General features: G+C 60.9%; 17 protein-coding genes. 15 read left to right on the top strand and 2 right to left on the bottom strand.

The genetic code is table 11. The features are described 5' to 3' along the window. Nucleotides 1–136: 136 nt before the first annotated feature. Nucleotides 137–685 carry a lactoylglutathione lyase gene (gene gloA / locus JIF53_RS10520; RefSeq protein ID WP_199452439.1) on the top strand — a complete coding sequence of 183 codons (549 nt, stop codon included), beginning with the start codon at nt 137–139 and terminating at the stop codon, nt 683–685. A gap of 27 nt (nt 686–712) precedes the next feature. On the opposite strand, the gene JIF53_RS10515 is transcribed toward gloA, so the two are convergent. Next, complete coding sequence (locus tag JIF53_RS10515) at nt 713–1657, bottom strand: DMT family transporter (RefSeq protein ID WP_199452438.1); 945 nt, start codon at nt 1655–1657, stop codon at nt 713–715. Nucleotides 1658–1757: 100 nt separating this feature from the next. After that, entirely contained in the window at nt 1758–2033 is a 276-nt protein-coding gene (locus JIF53_RS10510; RefSeq protein WP_199452437.1) for a ComEA family DNA-binding protein, read from the bottom strand. A gap of 704 nt (nt 2034–2737) precedes the next feature. Between JIF53_RS10510 and urtA the strand changes: the two genes are divergently transcribed. From urtA to JIF53_RS10440, 14 genes are all read left to right on the top strand, one after another. Next, nucleotides 2738–4051, top strand: coding sequence for an urea ABC transporter substrate-binding protein (urtA, locus tag JIF53_RS10505; RefSeq protein ID WP_199452436.1), 1314 nt, complete (start codon nt 2738–2740; stop codon nt 4049–4051). Between the two features lie 78 nt (nt 4052–4129). Beyond that, complete coding sequence (gene urtB, locus JIF53_RS10500) at nt 4130–5734, top strand: urea ABC transporter permease subunit UrtB (protein ID WP_199452435.1); 1605 nt, start codon at nt 4130–4132, stop codon at nt 5732–5734. A 3-nt stretch (nt 5735–5737) separates the two neighbouring features. Then, a complete protein-coding gene (gene urtC / locus JIF53_RS10495) occupies nt 5738–6871 on the top strand; it encodes an urea ABC transporter permease subunit UrtC (protein WP_023008524.1) in 1134 nt (377 codons plus the stop codon). After that, the gene (gene urtD, locus JIF53_RS10490; RefSeq protein WP_014422380.1) at nt 6868–7692 is read left to right on the top strand and encodes an urea ABC transporter ATP-binding protein UrtD; all 825 of its coding nucleotides are present in this window, start codon (nt 6868–6870) and stop codon (nt 7690–7692) included. The genes urtC and urtD overlap by 4 nt, the downstream gene beginning before the upstream one ends. Then, nucleotides 7692–8390 (top strand): urea ABC transporter ATP-binding subunit UrtE, encoded by a 699-nt coding sequence (gene urtE, locus JIF53_RS10485; RefSeq protein ID WP_199452434.1) that lies wholly within the window; start codon nt 7692–7694, stop codon nt 8388–8390. Before urtD ends, urtE begins: the two co-directional genes overlap by 1 nt. After that, nucleotides 8387–9283: an urease accessory protein UreD gene (locus JIF53_RS10480; RefSeq protein WP_199452433.1), complete on the top strand. Its 897-nt coding sequence runs from the start codon at nt 8387–8389 to the stop codon at nt 9281–9283. Before urtE ends, JIF53_RS10480 begins: the two co-directional genes overlap by 4 nt. 25 nt (nt 9284–9308) lie before the next feature. Continuing rightward, complete coding sequence (ureA, locus tag JIF53_RS10475; protein ID WP_022992779.1) at nt 9309–9611, top strand: urease subunit gamma; 303 nt, start codon at nt 9309–9311, stop codon at nt 9609–9611. Nucleotides 9612–9621: 10 nt separating this feature from the next. Continuing rightward, on the top strand, nt 9622–9939 hold the full coding sequence (locus JIF53_RS10470; protein WP_199452432.1) for an urease subunit beta: 318 nt from the start codon (nt 9622–9624) through the stop codon (nt 9937–9939). Continuing rightward, nucleotides 9936–11639 (top strand): urease subunit alpha, encoded by a 1704-nt coding sequence (ureC, locus tag JIF53_RS10465; protein ID WP_199452431.1) that lies wholly within the window; start codon nt 9936–9938, stop codon nt 11637–11639. The genes JIF53_RS10470 and ureC overlap by 4 nt, the downstream gene beginning before the upstream one ends. A gap of 62 nt (nt 11640–11701) precedes the next feature. Then, nucleotides 11702–12265, top strand: coding sequence for an urease accessory protein UreE (ureE, locus tag JIF53_RS10460; protein WP_014422373.1), 564 nt, complete (start codon nt 11702–11704; stop codon nt 12263–12265). Beyond that, nucleotides 12237–12965: an urease accessory UreF family protein gene (locus JIF53_RS10455; RefSeq protein WP_036193865.1), complete on the top strand. Its 729-nt coding sequence runs from the start codon at nt 12237–12239 to the stop codon at nt 12963–12965. The genes ureE and JIF53_RS10455 overlap by 29 nt, the downstream gene beginning before the upstream one ends. A 25-nt stretch (nt 12966–12990) precedes the next feature. Continuing rightward, the gene (gene ureG / locus JIF53_RS10450; RefSeq protein WP_011786432.1) at nt 12991–13629 is read left to right on the top strand and encodes an urease accessory protein UreG; all 639 of its coding nucleotides are present in this window, start codon (nt 12991–12993) and stop codon (nt 13627–13629) included. A gap of 43 nt (nt 13630–13672) precedes the next feature. Beyond that, nucleotides 13673–14248 (top strand): HupE/UreJ family protein, encoded by a 576-nt coding sequence (locus JIF53_RS10445; protein WP_199452430.1) that lies wholly within the window; start codon nt 13673–13675, stop codon nt 14246–14248. A 161-nt stretch (nt 14249–14409) separates the two neighbouring features. Beyond that, nucleotides 14410–15207 (top strand): nuclease-related domain-containing protein, encoded by a 798-nt coding sequence (locus tag JIF53_RS10440; RefSeq protein ID WP_199452429.1) that lies wholly within the window; start codon nt 14410–14412, stop codon nt 15205–15207. The last annotated feature ends 21 nt before the right edge of the window (nt 15208–15228 follow it).

The raw sequence follows: 15228 nt of genomic DNA, 5'->3' as shown, positions 1-15228 counted from the left end.
CACTGTCGGGTTGTTAGACAAACTGGTAACGGCGGGAGTGTAGCACAGCCGGAGTAATGCCGGTCACTACCTTGAAATCTGCCTGTGTAGCACGCAGGTATATGGCTTGAATCCTCCAAACATAAGGGAAACCAACATGCCCAAGCATTTTGAGCAGGCCCCGGGCCTGTACGATGACCCCGTTCCCGAAACCGAAGGCTATGTCTTTAACCAGACCATGATGCGCATCAAGGAGCCCGAGCGTTCGATGGACTTCTACACCCGGGTACTGGGCATGCGCCTGGTTCGCAAGCTGGATTTCCCGGAGATGAAGTTTACGCTCTACTTCCTGGGCTACCTGGACGACAAGCAGGCTCAGTTTGTGCCAAACGATGATGGCCACCGGACTACCTACACCTTTGGCCGGGAAGCGATGCTGGAGCTTACCCATAACTGGGGCACCGAAGACGATGCCGACTTTGCCTACCACAACGGCAATGGTGAGCCCCAGGGCTTCGGCCATATCGGCATTGCCGTGCCCGATGTCTACGCTGCCTGTGAGCGCTTCGAAAAGCTGGGCGTGGAATTCGTGAAAAAACCGGACGACGGCAAAATGAAAGGCCTGGCCTTCATCAAAGACCCGGACGGCTACTGGATTGAGATCCTGCAGCCGGACATGCTGGAAAAACAGCGCAAGGACAGCTGATCCTCCAGCTGTTCCTGACCCCGGCGTTCAGCTTTCCTGGCTGGCGCCGGGCGCCTTGCCATAGCGCGAGGCGACAATCACCGCCACCGTCAGTATGAACGCGCCGGCAACACCAATCGGCCCCAGTTCCTCTCCCAGAATCAGCCAGGCCAGCAAGGCAATAAACAAAGGTTCGAGCACCACCACAATGCTGGATACCGTCGCCGGCGTGGTTTTCATCCCGGTAAAGAACAGCAAATAGCCAATGCAGGTGGGCACCACACCGATGTACAACACCATCAGCCAGTGCTTTAACCCCATGGTTTCCAGCCCTGCAAAGCCGCCACTCAAGGCCACCACCGGCAACAGCAGCAGTGCGGCGGTACCAAAGCAGATAAAGGCGGTGGTAAACACCGGTGTGCCCGTTGAGTTGTAGCGGCTGGTGAGGGTGAAGCCGGTGTATACCGCCGCCGCCAGCAGTGCCATCAGAATGCCGGCCAGCCGCAGGGTGCCGGCTGTGTCCATGTCACTGACCACCAGCATACCCGTGCCCAGAATCGCAGCAACGGCGGCCAGTACGGTCAGCAGCCCAGGTTTCTCGCCCAGTAGTGGGGCAGCCAGAATCGCCACCAGAACCGGTGGCAGGCACAGGGATATCAGGGTGGCAATGCCGGCCCCGGTCAGGTCTACGGCCAGCAGATAGCTGCCCTGGTAAAACGCCTGGAACAGCCCCAGGGCGGTTAGGGTGATCATGGCCTTGCCGCTGAGAGAACGCAAAGAGCTGCCGGGTACCGTCTGGCCGGGGTTTCGGGCCACCAGCTGCCGTTGCTCGCGCCGCATCAATAGCCAGAAGAATGGCAGCGCAACCACCAGGCGTAAAAAACCGAGGGTGATGGCCTCCAGTTCCGTACCGTTGAACAGAAACTTGGCAACAATCCCCGTTGTGGCCCACAGCAAAGAGGCCAGGGCAATAAGAAGTGCTCCGTGAATCATCACAAACTGCCGGGTTGGAGAAACAAGCGGGCAAGGTTAGCAGTGGCAGTGGCGTCGCGCCATAGGGGAAAGGGGAGGGGCAGCGAGGCTGCCCCGGGGCTTATTTCACGGTGAGGCGGTCGGCATTCTTTTCAACCGTACGCGCACCAATACCCTTCACATCGGCCAGTGCCTCAATGCTGTCGAAGGGGCCGTTGGCTTCGCGGTATTCAATAATAGCCTGGGCCTTGCTCTCACCCACGCCGCTCAGAGAAGCCAGAGTGGCTACATCGGCGGTGTTGATGTTCACGGCGGGCTGCTCGCTGGCAAAGGCAGCGGAGCCGGAGATCAGGCTGAAAAACAGAACAAGGGTGGCCAGAAATGAGGTTGGTTTCATCGGAGAACTCCTGAGTGTAATAACGTTGTTATGAACAGTCAGGCGCGACAAACCATTGAGACTATTGGTGATTCGAAACGGTGCAGAACAAAAAGGGCAAGGCGGGTACGAAAGCGATTTAGTGCACGGAAAGGGACTACTGTCCGTGTAGTCCCCAAATTCCGTGGCTGACCCCTGCCTGATCCATCAGGCTGCGCATCATCCTGAGCACTTCATCCTTGCAGTCATCCCTGTAGCCCTTATCCATCGGGCAACTCCGAATCCGTGGAGTTCTCATCCGTGAGCCAACGTCCGTGCTGGCTTGTCATCCCTGACAGTGACCATTCTACGGAGGATGAAATTTCGCAAAATCGGACATCCGCCAGATGGTTTGTGCGAGATATCCCACAGAGCTGTGAGTTTTGCGGTGAACCTGAATTCATTGTTTTCAGGGCGTTTTGCGGGCAATTTGTTGCCTGAAAATCAGGGCGCTACCAGATGGTGCAGTGGGCTTTAGATGTCGCGCACCAATTTGGTGCGGCGGGTTGGCCGAAGCACCGGATTGGGGCCTGAAACGGCGCACCAATTCATTGCAGAGCCGGTTCGGGCATGTTTTTTGTTGTCTAACATGATGTTTTATTTGTGCTTTTCTAGTTGTTGGAACGGCGGATGCAATTGGCTGTTTGCGTTTGACGACTCATAACCCAACGAAAAGGACGCACAACATGAGCATCAAAAAACACGTGAAACTGGGCCTCTCTGCATTGGCGCTGTCTGTCTCTTTCGGTTCCATCAATACCGCGTTTGCCGCCGAAGACCCCATCAAGGTGGGTATTCTCCATTCCCTGTCCGGCACCATGGCCATCAGTGAAACCGCGCTGAAAGACACCATGCTGATGCTGATTGAAAAGCAGAACGCCGCCGGTGGCGTACTTGGCCGCCAGCTGGAGCCGGTGGTGGTTGACCCGGCTTCCAACTGGCCGCTGTTCGCGGAGAAAGCCCGTGAGCTGCTGGAGAAAGAAAAGGTCGACGTGATCTTCGGTAACTGGACCTCTGTGTCCCGTAAATCCGTACTGCCAGTGGTTGAGGAACTGAACGGCCTGTTGTTCTACCCGGTTCAGTATGAGGGTGAGGAATCATCTGAAAACGTGTTCTACACCGGTGCGGCCCCCAACCAGCAGGCGATTCCAGCGGTTGATTACCTGATGAACGATCTGGGTGTTGAGCGCTGGGTGCTGGCCGGCACCGACTACGTTTACCCACGCACCACCAACAAGATTCTGGAAACCTACCTGAAAGACAAAGGTGTGGCCGCCGGCGACATCATGATCAACTACACGCCTTTCGGCCACTCTGACTGGCAGACCATCGTGTCTGACATCAAGAAATTCGGCAGCGCCGGCAAGAAGACCGCCGTGGTCTCCACCATCAACGGCGACGCCAACGTGCCCTTCTACCGTGAACTGGGCAACCAGGGCATTTCCGCCACCGACATTCCCGTGGTTGCGTTCTCCGTGGGTGAACAGGAACTCTCCGGCATCGACACCGCTCCGCTGGTTGGCCACCTGGCTGCCTGGAACTACTTCATGAGCGTGGATAACGACGCCAACTACGACTTCATCGACGCCTGGGTTGCCTACAAGGGCGACGATGCCGCCGTCACCAACGACCCGATGGAAGCCCACTACATCGGTTTCAACATGTACGTTGAAGCGGTGAAGAAAGCCGGCACCACCGACGTGGATGAAGTGAAAGACGCCATCATCGGTGTGAGCGTACCGAACCTTACCGGCGGATACTCCACCATGATGCCGAACCATCACATCACCAAGCCGGTGCTGATTGGCGAGATCCAGGACAACGGCCAGTTCTCCGTGGTCTGGGAAACCCCGTCTACCGTGGCTGGCGATGCCTGGTCTGACTTCCTGCCAGGTTCCAAGGACCTGATCAGTGACTGGCGAGCGCCTCTGCGCTGCGGCAACTTCAACGTGGTCACCGGCAAGTGCGGTGGTGGCTCGGCTGACGTGGCCTCTAACTAAGTTCCAACCGGGCACAGCCGGGCAGGCCTGAGCCTGCCCGGCACCGCTCCCGAATTCCCAAGCCAACAGGAATGAATCATGAGCATTCACCGATTGCTCGCCAGGATGGCATTGGCTGTCTGTCTGGCCCTAGGGGCCACACTGGCGAATGCCCAGGCGCAGACGAATGCGCCCGAAGCGCTGCTGAAACGGCTCGTAGAAGCAGGACAAGCTGAAAAAACCGACTTACTCAAAGCCCTCTCCGAAACTGGCGATGAACGCGCCCGGGGCTGGCTGGAAGCCGTTCGTGACGGCAAACTCGCGATGATTGAAGACACCGGTGTCCTGGTAATTGTGGTTAATAACCGGGGCCGTAACTGGCAGATCGCCGACGCGCTGACCGGCGAAGACCTGGGTGAAATGTCGCGCCGGGATCTGCAAAGCCTGCGGGTAAACAACGCCCTGCGGGCCGACATCGAGGGCATCCTCTCGGTGATCGACCTGACCGTGGCCGACCCCGGCCAACGCCTGGCGGCCGCCCGCAACCTGCTGGGTGAGGTAAATGAAGCCCTGGCAACCCGGTTGCAGGCCCGCCTGCAGGTGGAAGACAACGAGCGGGTGCGTGACATGCTCACCAATGCCCTGGCCATTTACCAGGTGGAGCAGGGCGATGTTGAGGCGGTTGCCACTTTGTCCGGCAGCCTGAACCCGACCGTGCGTGCCGCCCTGAATAATGCTGTGAACAGCGATGACCCCGCGCTGGCGGCTGCGGCCGAGGAAGCCCTGGCCAGCATTGAACAGAAACTGAAACTCAACCGCGCTGCCGAGACCCTGTATTTTGGCCTGTCCCTCGGCTCGGTACTGGTGCTGGCCGCCATTGGCCTGGCCATCACGTTTGGTGTGATGGGCGTGATCAACATGGCCCATGGCGAGCTGATCATGCTCGGGGCCTACACCACCTGGGGCATGCAGCAGCTGTTCCCGGGCCAGCCCGGCCTGGCCCTGATCCTGTCCATCCCGGCCGGTTTCCTGGTGGCGGCGCTGGCGGGCATCGCCATTGAGCGCAGCGTTATCCAGTACCTGAAAGGCCGCCCGCTGGAAACCCTGCTGGCCACCTTCGGTATCAGCCTGATTCTTCAGCAACTGGTGCGTACGGTGATTTCCCCCCTCAACCGCACCGTGGTCACGCCCGAGTGGATGAGCGGCTCGATCATGGTGAACGAGGCGTTGTCGCTCACCCTGAATCGCCTGTACGTGATCGGCTTTGCCCTGGTGGTATTCGCCGGGCTGATGCTGATCATGCGCAAGACCCGCCTGGGGCTGGAAGTCCGTGCTGTTACCCAGAACCGCGCCATGGCCCGCTCCATGGGCATCAAAGCCACCAAAGTGGACATCATGACCTTCGCCCTGGGCTCCGGCGTGGCCGGGCTGGCGGGCGTGGCCCTGTCGCAGATCACCAACGTCGGCCCCAACCTGGGCCAGAACTACATCATCGATTCGTTCATGGTGGTGGTGTTCGGTGGCGTGGGCAATCTCTGGGGCACCCTCATTGCCGGGCTTTCCCTGGGCACCATCAACCAGCTGCTGGAACCCTGGGCGGGGGCGGTCCTCGCCAAAATCATGGTGCTGGTGCTGATCATCCTGTTTATTCAAAAGCGGCCACGCGGGCTATTCCCGCAGAAAGGCCGTGCGGCGGAGGGCTGAGTTATGGCGACATCACAAACCTGGCTGCTCCGGCCCTTCCAGGAGCGTTCCACCCAGCTTTTCCTCGGTGTGCTGTTCGCCGCCCTGGTGGTGGTTACCTTCCTGCACCTGTTTATGCCGGAAGACAGTGCCCTGCACGTAAGCGCCTACACCGTTACCCTGCTGGGCAAATACCTCTGTTACGCGCTGCTGGCGGTGGCAGTGGACCTGGTGTGGGGTTACCTGGGCATTCTCAGCCTGGGCCACGGCGCCTTCTTTGCCCTCGGCGGCTACGCCATGGGCATGTACCTGATGCGCCAGATTGGTGATCGCGGCGTGTATGGCGATCCTGTATTGCCAGACTTCATGGTGTTCCTGAACTGGCAGGAGCTGCCCTGGTACTGGCAGGGCTTCGACATGGCCTGGTTCGCCTTCATCATGGTGCTGCTGGCCCCGGGCCTGTTGGCGCTGGTGTTCGGCTTCCTGGCTTTCCGCTCCCGGGTAACCGGCGTGTACCTGTCCATCATCACCCAGGCGCTGACCTTTGCGTTGATGCTGGCCTTCTTCCGTAACGAAATGGGCTTCGGTGGCAACAACGGCCTGACCGACTTCAAAGACATCCTCGGCTTCGACCTGCGCAGCGATGCCACCCGGCTTGGCCTGTTCCTGGCAACCGGCATCGCGCTGGCGGTGGGCTATGTCGTGTGCCGTGCCATTGTGACCAGCAAGCTGGGCCGGGTCAGCGTGGCCTGCCGCGACGCTGAAGCCCGTACCCGGTTCCTCGGCTACCGGGTGGAACGGGTGCAGCTGTTCGTGTTCGTGGTCTCCGCCATGCTGGCGGGTGTGGCCGGCGCGTTGTACGTGCCCCAGGTGGGCATTATCAACCCCAGCGAATTCTCGCCGCTGTTCTCCATCGAAATCGTGGTGTGGGTTGCCCTCGGTGGCCGCGCCACCCTGTATGGCGCGGTTATCGGCGCCTTGCTGGTGAACTACGCCAAGACCGTGTTCACCGGCATCATGCCGGACGCCTGGCTGTTCGCCCTGGGCGCGCTGTTCGTGCTGGTGACGGTGTTCCTGCCCAAGGGCATTGCCGGGCTGTTGCAGAAACGCCGCCAGAAAGACGATGACCAACCCGGCGCTCAGGAGGCCACCGCATGAGCATCTTTGAACAACTTGCCAACCGGGATCAGGTATTTGAGTTTCTCACCCCCGTGGCCTCGCCGGTTGACGTGCGCCACGGCCCGATCCTGTACATGGAAGACGTGAGCGTGAGCTTCGATGGCTTCAAGGCCATCAACAACCTCAACCTCACCATCGACGACGGCGAGCTGCGCTGCATCATCGGCCCCAACGGGGCGGGTAAAACCACCATGATGGACATCATCACCGGTAAAACCCGGCCCGATACCGGCTCGGTGTGGTTTGGCAGCCGCCACAACCTGCTGCGCATGAACGAGCCGGACATTGCCACCCTGGGCATTGGGCGCAAGTTCCAGAAGCCCACCGTGTTCGAGGCTTTGACTGTGTTCGAAAACCTCGAACTGGCCATGGCCGCCGACAAACGCATCCTGCCCACCCTGACTGCCATCATGACCGCGGAATACCGGGACCGGATTGACGAAATCCTGGAAATGATCGGTTTGCAGGCGCTGCGCGACAAGCCCGCCGGCATCCTCTCCCACGGTCAGAAACAGTGGCTGGAGATCGGCATGCTGCTGATGCAGAAACCCCGGCTGCTGCTGGTGGACGAGCCCGTGGCCGGCATGACCGAACAGGAAATGGAACGCACCGCTGAACTGCTCACCAGTCTCGCGGGCAAACAGTCCGTGGTAGTGGTGGAACACGACATGGGCTTCGTGCGCTCCATCGCCCGTAAAGTCACCGTACTGCACCAGGGCAGCGTGCTGGCCGAAGGCACCATGGACCAGGTCTCCAACGACCCGGACGTGATCAAGGTGTATCTGGGGGAGGAGGCCTGATGCTCAAGATTGAAAAGCTCAACCAGTTCTACGGCGAAAGCCACACCCTCTGGGACCTGGAGCTGGACGTGCCCCAGGGCCAGTGTACCTGCGTGATGGGCCGCAACGGCGTGGGCAAGACCACACTGATGAAATGCATCATGGGCGAGGAAATCGTGAAAAGCGGCTCCATCGAGTTTGCCCGGGATGTGGAACTCACCAAAAAGAAAATCGAAGACCGCTCCCGCCTGGGCATCGGCTACGTGCCCCAGGGCCGGCAGATCTTCCCGCTGCTGACCGTGGAGGAAAACCTGCGCACCGGCCTGGCGGTGCGGGCCGATGGCAGCAAGCAAATCCCCGAGCGCATTTATGAGCTGTTCCCGGTGCTGAAAGAAATGAAACACCGCCGGGGCGGCGACCTCTCCGGCGGCCAACAGCAACAGCTGGCCATTGGCCGGGCGCTGGTGATTGAGCCGCGCCTGCTGATCCTCGACGAGCCGGGGGAGGGCATCCAGCCTAACATCGTGGCCCAGATTGGCGAGGTGATTCGCCGGCTGATTGAAGAAGACGGCCTGACCGTGCTGCTGGTGGAACAGAAACTGCCGTTTGCCCGCAAATACGCCGACCGCTTCGCCATCGTCGACCGGGGCCGGCGTGTGGCGGAAGGCGATATTACCGGGCTGACCGATGAACTCATCAAACAGCACCTGACCGTATGACCGCCTACCAAGCCATCGACCGCCACGCCTCCGGCCACCGTTTCGACACAGAACGGCGCTGGGCGGCGGCCCTGGAACTGGGCTTTGAGGCACGTACCGAGAGCGAACCTGCGCCGGTAACCCGGTTGGTGCGCCGGCGCCACCATGGTCCACTGCGGGTGCAGCGCCCCTTCTACCCGGAAGGCAAAACCGGCTGCTGCCATGTGTACCTGCTGCATCCCCCGGGTGGCCTGGTGAGCGGCGACGAACTGCGCATCGAAGCCTCTGTGGCCGAAGGTGGCCACGCGCTTCTGACCACCCCGGCCGCGGCGAAACTGTACAAGGCCGACAGCCATGGCGTGGCCTGGGGCCAGCACACCCGGTTGCAGGTAGCCAAAGACGCGATCCTGGAATACCTGCCCCAGGAAACCATCGCCTTCGACGGCTCCCGTGGTTTGCAAACCACCACCATTGAACTGGCAACCGGCGCCCGAACCCTGGGCTGGGAAGTGCTCGCGCTGGGCCGCCCGGCCAGCGACCTGCCGTTTGCCACCGGCGAACTGGAACAGCGTTTCCATTTAAGCCTGGACGGCCAGCCGCTGTGGCTGGAGCGCCAGCTGCTGGACCCGAAACACCGCCGGTTCAACGGCCCCTGGGGCCAGGGTGGCGCCACTGTACAGGCCACGCTCTGGGCGGTAGGCCTGGACGACGAAGGTGCCGCCATCGATGTGCTGAGAGCACAGTTACCAGACCATAACCGCTGGGCCGTCACCCGGCGCCGGGGCGTGCTGCTCCTGCGCTACCTGGGTACCGAACGCAACGAAGCCTGGGCCCTGTGCGAACAGGCCTGGCACCTGCTGCGCCCCTTGCTCGCCAGCGTACCGGCCCACACACCCAGAATCTGGCTTACCTGACGCATAAGAGACAACGGAGTCATCCATGGAACTCACCCCCAGAGACAAAGACAAGCTGCTGCTGTTCACCGCCGCCCTGCTGGCCGAACGCCGCAAAGCCAAAGGCCTGAAACTGAACTACCCCGAAGCGGTGGCCCTGATCAGCGCCGAAATCATGGAAGGCGCCCGCGAAGGCCGCACCGTGGCCGAACTGATGAGCGCCGGCACCGAAATCCTCACCCGCGAAGACGTGATGGACGGCGTGGCTGACATGGTGCACGAAGTCCAGGTGGAAGCCACCTTCCCGGACGGCACCAAACTGGTCACCGTCCACAACCCGATTGTTTGAGGAGCGCGCCATGACCCCCGGTGAATACCAACTCAAAGACGGCGACATTGAACTCTGCGCCGGCCGCGAACGCATCCAGCTGGACGTCGGCAACACCGGCGACCGCCCGGTGCAAATCGGCTCCCACTACCACTTCGCCGAAGCCAACCCCGCCCTGGACTTCGACCGCACCAAGGCCCGCGGCTATCGCCTGGACGTGGCCGCCGGCACCGCCATTCGTTTCGAGCCCGGCCAGACCCGGTCCGTGACACTGATTCCGTTTGCCGGAACGCGCGAAATTTATGGCTTCCGGGCGGAAGTGATGGGCCCGTTGGAGGACACAAAATGAAAATCAGCAGACAAGCCTACGCCGACATGTACGGCCCGACCGTCGGGGATCGCGTCCGCCTGGGCGACACCGAGTTGTGGATAGAAGTAGAAGAAGACCACACCCACTACGGCGACGAAGTGAAATTCGGCGGCGGTAAAGTCATCCGCGACGGTATGGGCCAGAGCCAGCGCTGCGACGACGCCGTGATGGACACCGTCATCACCAACGCCCTAATCCTCGACTGGTGGGGCATCGTCAAAGCCGACGTGGGCATCCAGAAAGGCCGCATCGCCGCCATAGGCAAAGCCGGCAACCCGGACACCCAGCCAGACGTGACCATCGTCATCGGCCCCGGCACCGAGATCATCGCCGGCGAAGGCAAAATCCTCACCGCCGGCGGTATCGACCCCCACATCCACTTCATCTGCCCCCAGCAGGTGGAAGAAGCCCTGATGAGCGGCGTGACCACCATGCTCGGCGGCGGCACCGGCCCGGCCACCGGCACCAACGCCACCACCTGCACGCCCGGCCCCTGGCACATCGGCAAGATGCTGCAGGCCGTGGACAGCCTGCCCATGAACATCGGCTTCCTGGGCAAGGGCAACGCCAGCCTGCCGGAAGCGCTGGAACAGCAGATCAAAGCCGGCGTGATCGGCCTCAAACTGCACGAAGACTGGGGCACCACCCCGGCCAGCATCGACAACTGCCTGACCGTGGCCGACCAATACGACATTCAGGTGGCCATTCACACCGACACCCTGAACGAATCCGGCTTTGTGGAAGACACGCTAGCCGCCTTCAAAGGCCGCTGCATTCACACCTTCCACACCGAAGGCGCCGGCGGCGGCCACGCCCCGGACATCATTACCGCCTGCTCCAAAGACTATGTACTGCCGTCGTCCACCAACCCGACCCGGCCCTACACCGTAAACACCATCGACGAACACCTGGACATGCTGATGGTGTGCCACCACCTGGACCCGAACATCCCGGAAGACGTGGCCTTCGCCGATTCCCGCATCCGCCGGGAAACCATCGCGGCGGAAGACATCCTGCACGACATGGGCGTGATCTCCATGATCTCCTCCGACTCCCAGGCCATGGGCCGGGTGGGCGAGGTAATCTGCCGAACCTGGCAAACCGCCCACAAGATGAAAGTGCAGCGCGGCCTGCTGCCGGAAGACCAGGAACGCGGCGCCGACAACTTCCGCGCCAAACGCTACATCGCCAAGTACACCATCAACTCCGCCATCACCCACGGCATTGCCCATGATGTGGGCTCGGTGGAAGTGGGCAAACTGGCGGATCTGGTGCTGTGGAGCCCGGCGTTTTTCGGCGTAAAGCCTGCCTGCATCCTCAAGGGCGGGATGATTGCCGCCGCCCCCATGGGCGACCCCAATGCCTCTATCCCCACACCGCAGCCAGTGCATTACCGCCCCATGTTCGGCGCCTTCGGCAAGGCGGCCAGTGCCACCCGCCTGACCTTCGTCAGCCAGGCCGCGCTGGACGCCAATATTGGTGAAGAACTGGGCCTGGACAGCCCGCTCTCCGCCTGCAAAGGCGTGCGGGACGTGCGCAAGCAGCACATGAAACTGAACGACGCCTGCCCGCACCTGACCGTAGACCCGCAAACCTACGAAGTGCACGCCGACGGCGAACTGCTCACCTGCGAGCCGGCCACCGAACTGCCCCTGGCCCAGCGCTATCACCTTTTTTAGTCAATACAGCTCAAGGCTGCTTAATCAACACAGCTCAAGGCTGTTCTGAGAGGAACGAACGGATGTTGGAACTGACTAAACGCATCACCCACGTAGACGCCAGCGAAATCCACGACAACCTGGTGCTGCCCTACGAACTGCGCATTCGCGGCCGCCTGCGGGCCACCACCGAAACCAACCTGGACGTGGGCCTGTTTCTGGACCGTGGCCCGGTGCTGAGAGACGGCGACCTGCTGGAAGCGAAATCCGGCGAGATCATCCGCATTCGCGCCGCGGAAGAGCCGGTGGTCACCGCCCGCGTAGAAACCGGCCTGCCGCTGGCCCGCTTGTGTTACCACCTGGGCAACCGCCACGTCACCCTGGCGATTGGTGAAGACGAGCAGGGCGCCTTCGTGCGCTTCCCGCCCGATCACGTACTGGAAGAACTGGCCGAACGCCTGGGCGCCACCGTGGTGCACCACACCGCCACCTTCGACCCGGAACCCGGAGCCTATAACCAGGCCGGCCAGGGCCATTCGCACGGTCATAGCCATGGCCATTCCCACGCGCACTCGCACGGTGAAAGCCATGACCACACTCACGCTGCTGGACATACCCATGCTCACGGCCACAAACACACCCACTGAGCCGGCAGCCATGGCGGGTGAGGGCGAACCCGGCGGCGACCTGGCCCTGCTGGGGCTGATGCAGCTGGTCAGCCCGGCGTTGCCCATCGGCGCCTTTGCCTGGTCACAGGGCCTGGAAAGTGCCTTTGAGCTGGGCTGGGTGAACAACGAAGCAGAACTGGCCCAGTGGATTGAAGGCGTGCTGGACGACGGCCTCAGCCGGTGTGAGTTGCCCTTACTGGCCCGGCTGCAAATCGCCTGGGCGAACGACGACGGCGCCACCATCGCGCACTGGAACCAGTGGCTGCACGCCACCCGGGAAACCGCCGAACTGAGCGACGAAGACACCCGGCTGGGCGGCGCCCTGAAAACCCTGCTGGGCAACCTCAACCTGTTGCCGGAGCAAACCCTGATTCCGGCCGAGCCCGGCTACATCACCCTGTTTGCCTGGGCCGCACAGGTACGTCGGGTGCCGGTGCGGCAAACCCTGCTCGGCTTTGCCTGGGCCTGGCTGGAAAACCAGCTGGCGGTGGCCTGCAAAGCCTTGCCCCTGGGCCACACCGCCGCCCAACGGATTATCGAACAACTGCGCCCGGCACTGGTGATTACCACCGACCAGGCGCTGGCACGGCAAGACCACGAACTCGGGCCCATCCTGCCGGGCCTCGCGCTCGGCAGTGCCCTGCATGAAACCCAGTATTCACGGCTTTTCAGAAGCTGAATAAAAACATCAAGGAGATACAGCCATGACACATTGTCTGAGAGTAGGCGTCGGCGGCCCGGTCGGGTCTGGTAAAACCGCATTGCTGCGTCAGCTATGCACCGCCCTGCGGGACCACTACGACATCGCCGTGGTCACCAACGACATCTACACCCGGGAAGACGCCGACTTCCTGCTGCGCCACGAAGCCCTGGCCGCAGACCGCATCTTGGGCGTGGAAACCGGCGGCTGCCCGCATACCGCCATTCGCGAGGATGCTTCCATGAACCTGGCCGCCATCGACGACCTGCAAAGCCGTCACCCGGGCCTGGAACTGGTGTTGGTGGAATCCGGCGGCGACAACCTCTCCGCCACTTTCAGCCCGGAACTGAGCGACCTCACCCTGTACGTGATCGACGTGTCCGCCGGCGACAAGATCCCCCGCAAAGGCGGCCCCGGCATCACCAAATCCGACCTGCTGATCATCAACAAGATCGACATTGCCGAACAGGTACACGCCTCCCTGGATGTGATGGAACGGGACAGCAAAAAAATGCGCGGCGAACGCCCCTTCGTGTTCACCAACCTGTACGACGGGGTAGGGCTGGACACCATCATCAGCTTCATTCTGGAGCGCGGCATGCTGCCGGAAAGGCGTCCCGAAAAACTGGCCGAAATGGCCTGAGCAAACGAACCAATACGATTAAAGAACCACCAGGAGCAACACCATGAAACTGACTTCAAAACTTCTCGCCACCGCTGCGCTGCTGACCGCCTCTGCTACCGCCATGGCCCACCCCGGCCACACCGAAGGTGGCTTCACCAGCGGCCTGCTGCACCCCATGCTGGGCCTGGACCACCTGCTGGCCATGGCCGCCATCGGCTTCTGGAGCGTGCGCCAGGGCAAACTCATGAAAAACGCCACCCCCGCCTTCGTCATCGGCGGCATGGTATTCGGCGCCGCCCTCGCCTGGGGTGGCCTGAGCCTGCCGGGCGTGGAAACCGGCATCACCTTCTCGGTACTGGTAGCTGGCATCCTGATTGCCACCCTGGCCAAACTGCCGACGGCTGTGGGTGGCACTCTGGTTGGTGCCTTCATGCTGTTCCACGGCTTCGCCCACGGTGCCGAAATGCCCGAAGGCGCTACGCTGGCGGCCTACCTGGCCGGCTTCTCCATCGCCACGCTGGCCATCACGCTGGTTGGGCGTGGACTGGGTAGTTTGATGCTGAGGGCGGATAGCCGGTTTAGTCGGGGGATTGGGGGAGTGCTGGCTGTGGCGGGGGCTTACCTGGCTGCTGCCTGATTCTGTAATTCCCTGCAGAAACGAAAAAGCCGCCCGGGAAACCGCGCGGCTTTTTCAATATATGGTTTACAAAATTTGACCTTGACGGTATAGGAAGTCTACTGAAGATTAGGTTAGTGTGTAGTTATAAGAAACGGATTGGCAGCTGTTAAGGAAAACCGATGGACTTCGGCCAGCTATTCAACACCCTCCTGAACTCTCTACCGAATCAAGTCTGGTATTTCGTACCGCTGTTCATCCTGTTGCCCATTCTGAGAACACCCTGGTTCAAAGGCAAAGCCGGCGAAGCCATGGTAAACCTCGCCGCAAAGCTGTTTCTTGATAAAACCCGTTACCACCTCATCAAAAACGTTACCTTGCCCACAGAAGACGGCACCACCCAGATCGACCACATCATTGTCTCCCGGTATGGCGTGTTTGTGGTGGAAACCAAGAATATGAAGGGCTGGATCTTCGGTAACGCAAAACAGCGGTATTGGACGCAGAAGATCTTTAAGCACTCGCAGAAATTCCAGAACCCGCTGCACCAGAACTACAAGCATGTGAAGACACTGCAAAGCCTGTTGGGCCTCGGCGATGAGCAAGTAATTTCGCTTGTGGTGTTTGTGGGGGATTCAACTTTCAAAACGCCGATGCCGGACAACGTCACTTACGGTGGTGGATACATTCGCTTTATCAAAGCCCAAACCGAGCAGCGGCTGTCGAATGCTGAGGTTCAGAAGGCGATTGAAGCCATTGAATCCGGGCGGCTGGCAGCTACGTTCAGAAATCACCGGCAGCACGTGGCGCATGTGACGGAAATTGCGGCGAAGAAAAACGGTGAGCCACGGTGCCCGAAGTGCCAGGGTGAGATGGTAAAACGCACGGTGAAGCGTGGAGAAAATGTTGGGAAGGAGTTTTTTGGCTGTAAGGCATTTCCCAAGTGCCGAGGGATGATTGGTGCTTCGTTATTGCAGTAATGACGCTGTCAAATGATTACG

This window comes from Marinobacter sp. bablab_jr008, assembly GCF_016464145.1.
Lineage (GTDB): Bacteria > Pseudomonadota > Gammaproteobacteria > Pseudomonadales > Oleiphilaceae > Marinobacter > Marinobacter nauticus.
This window is presented reverse-complemented; position numbering and strand designations above follow the sequence as displayed.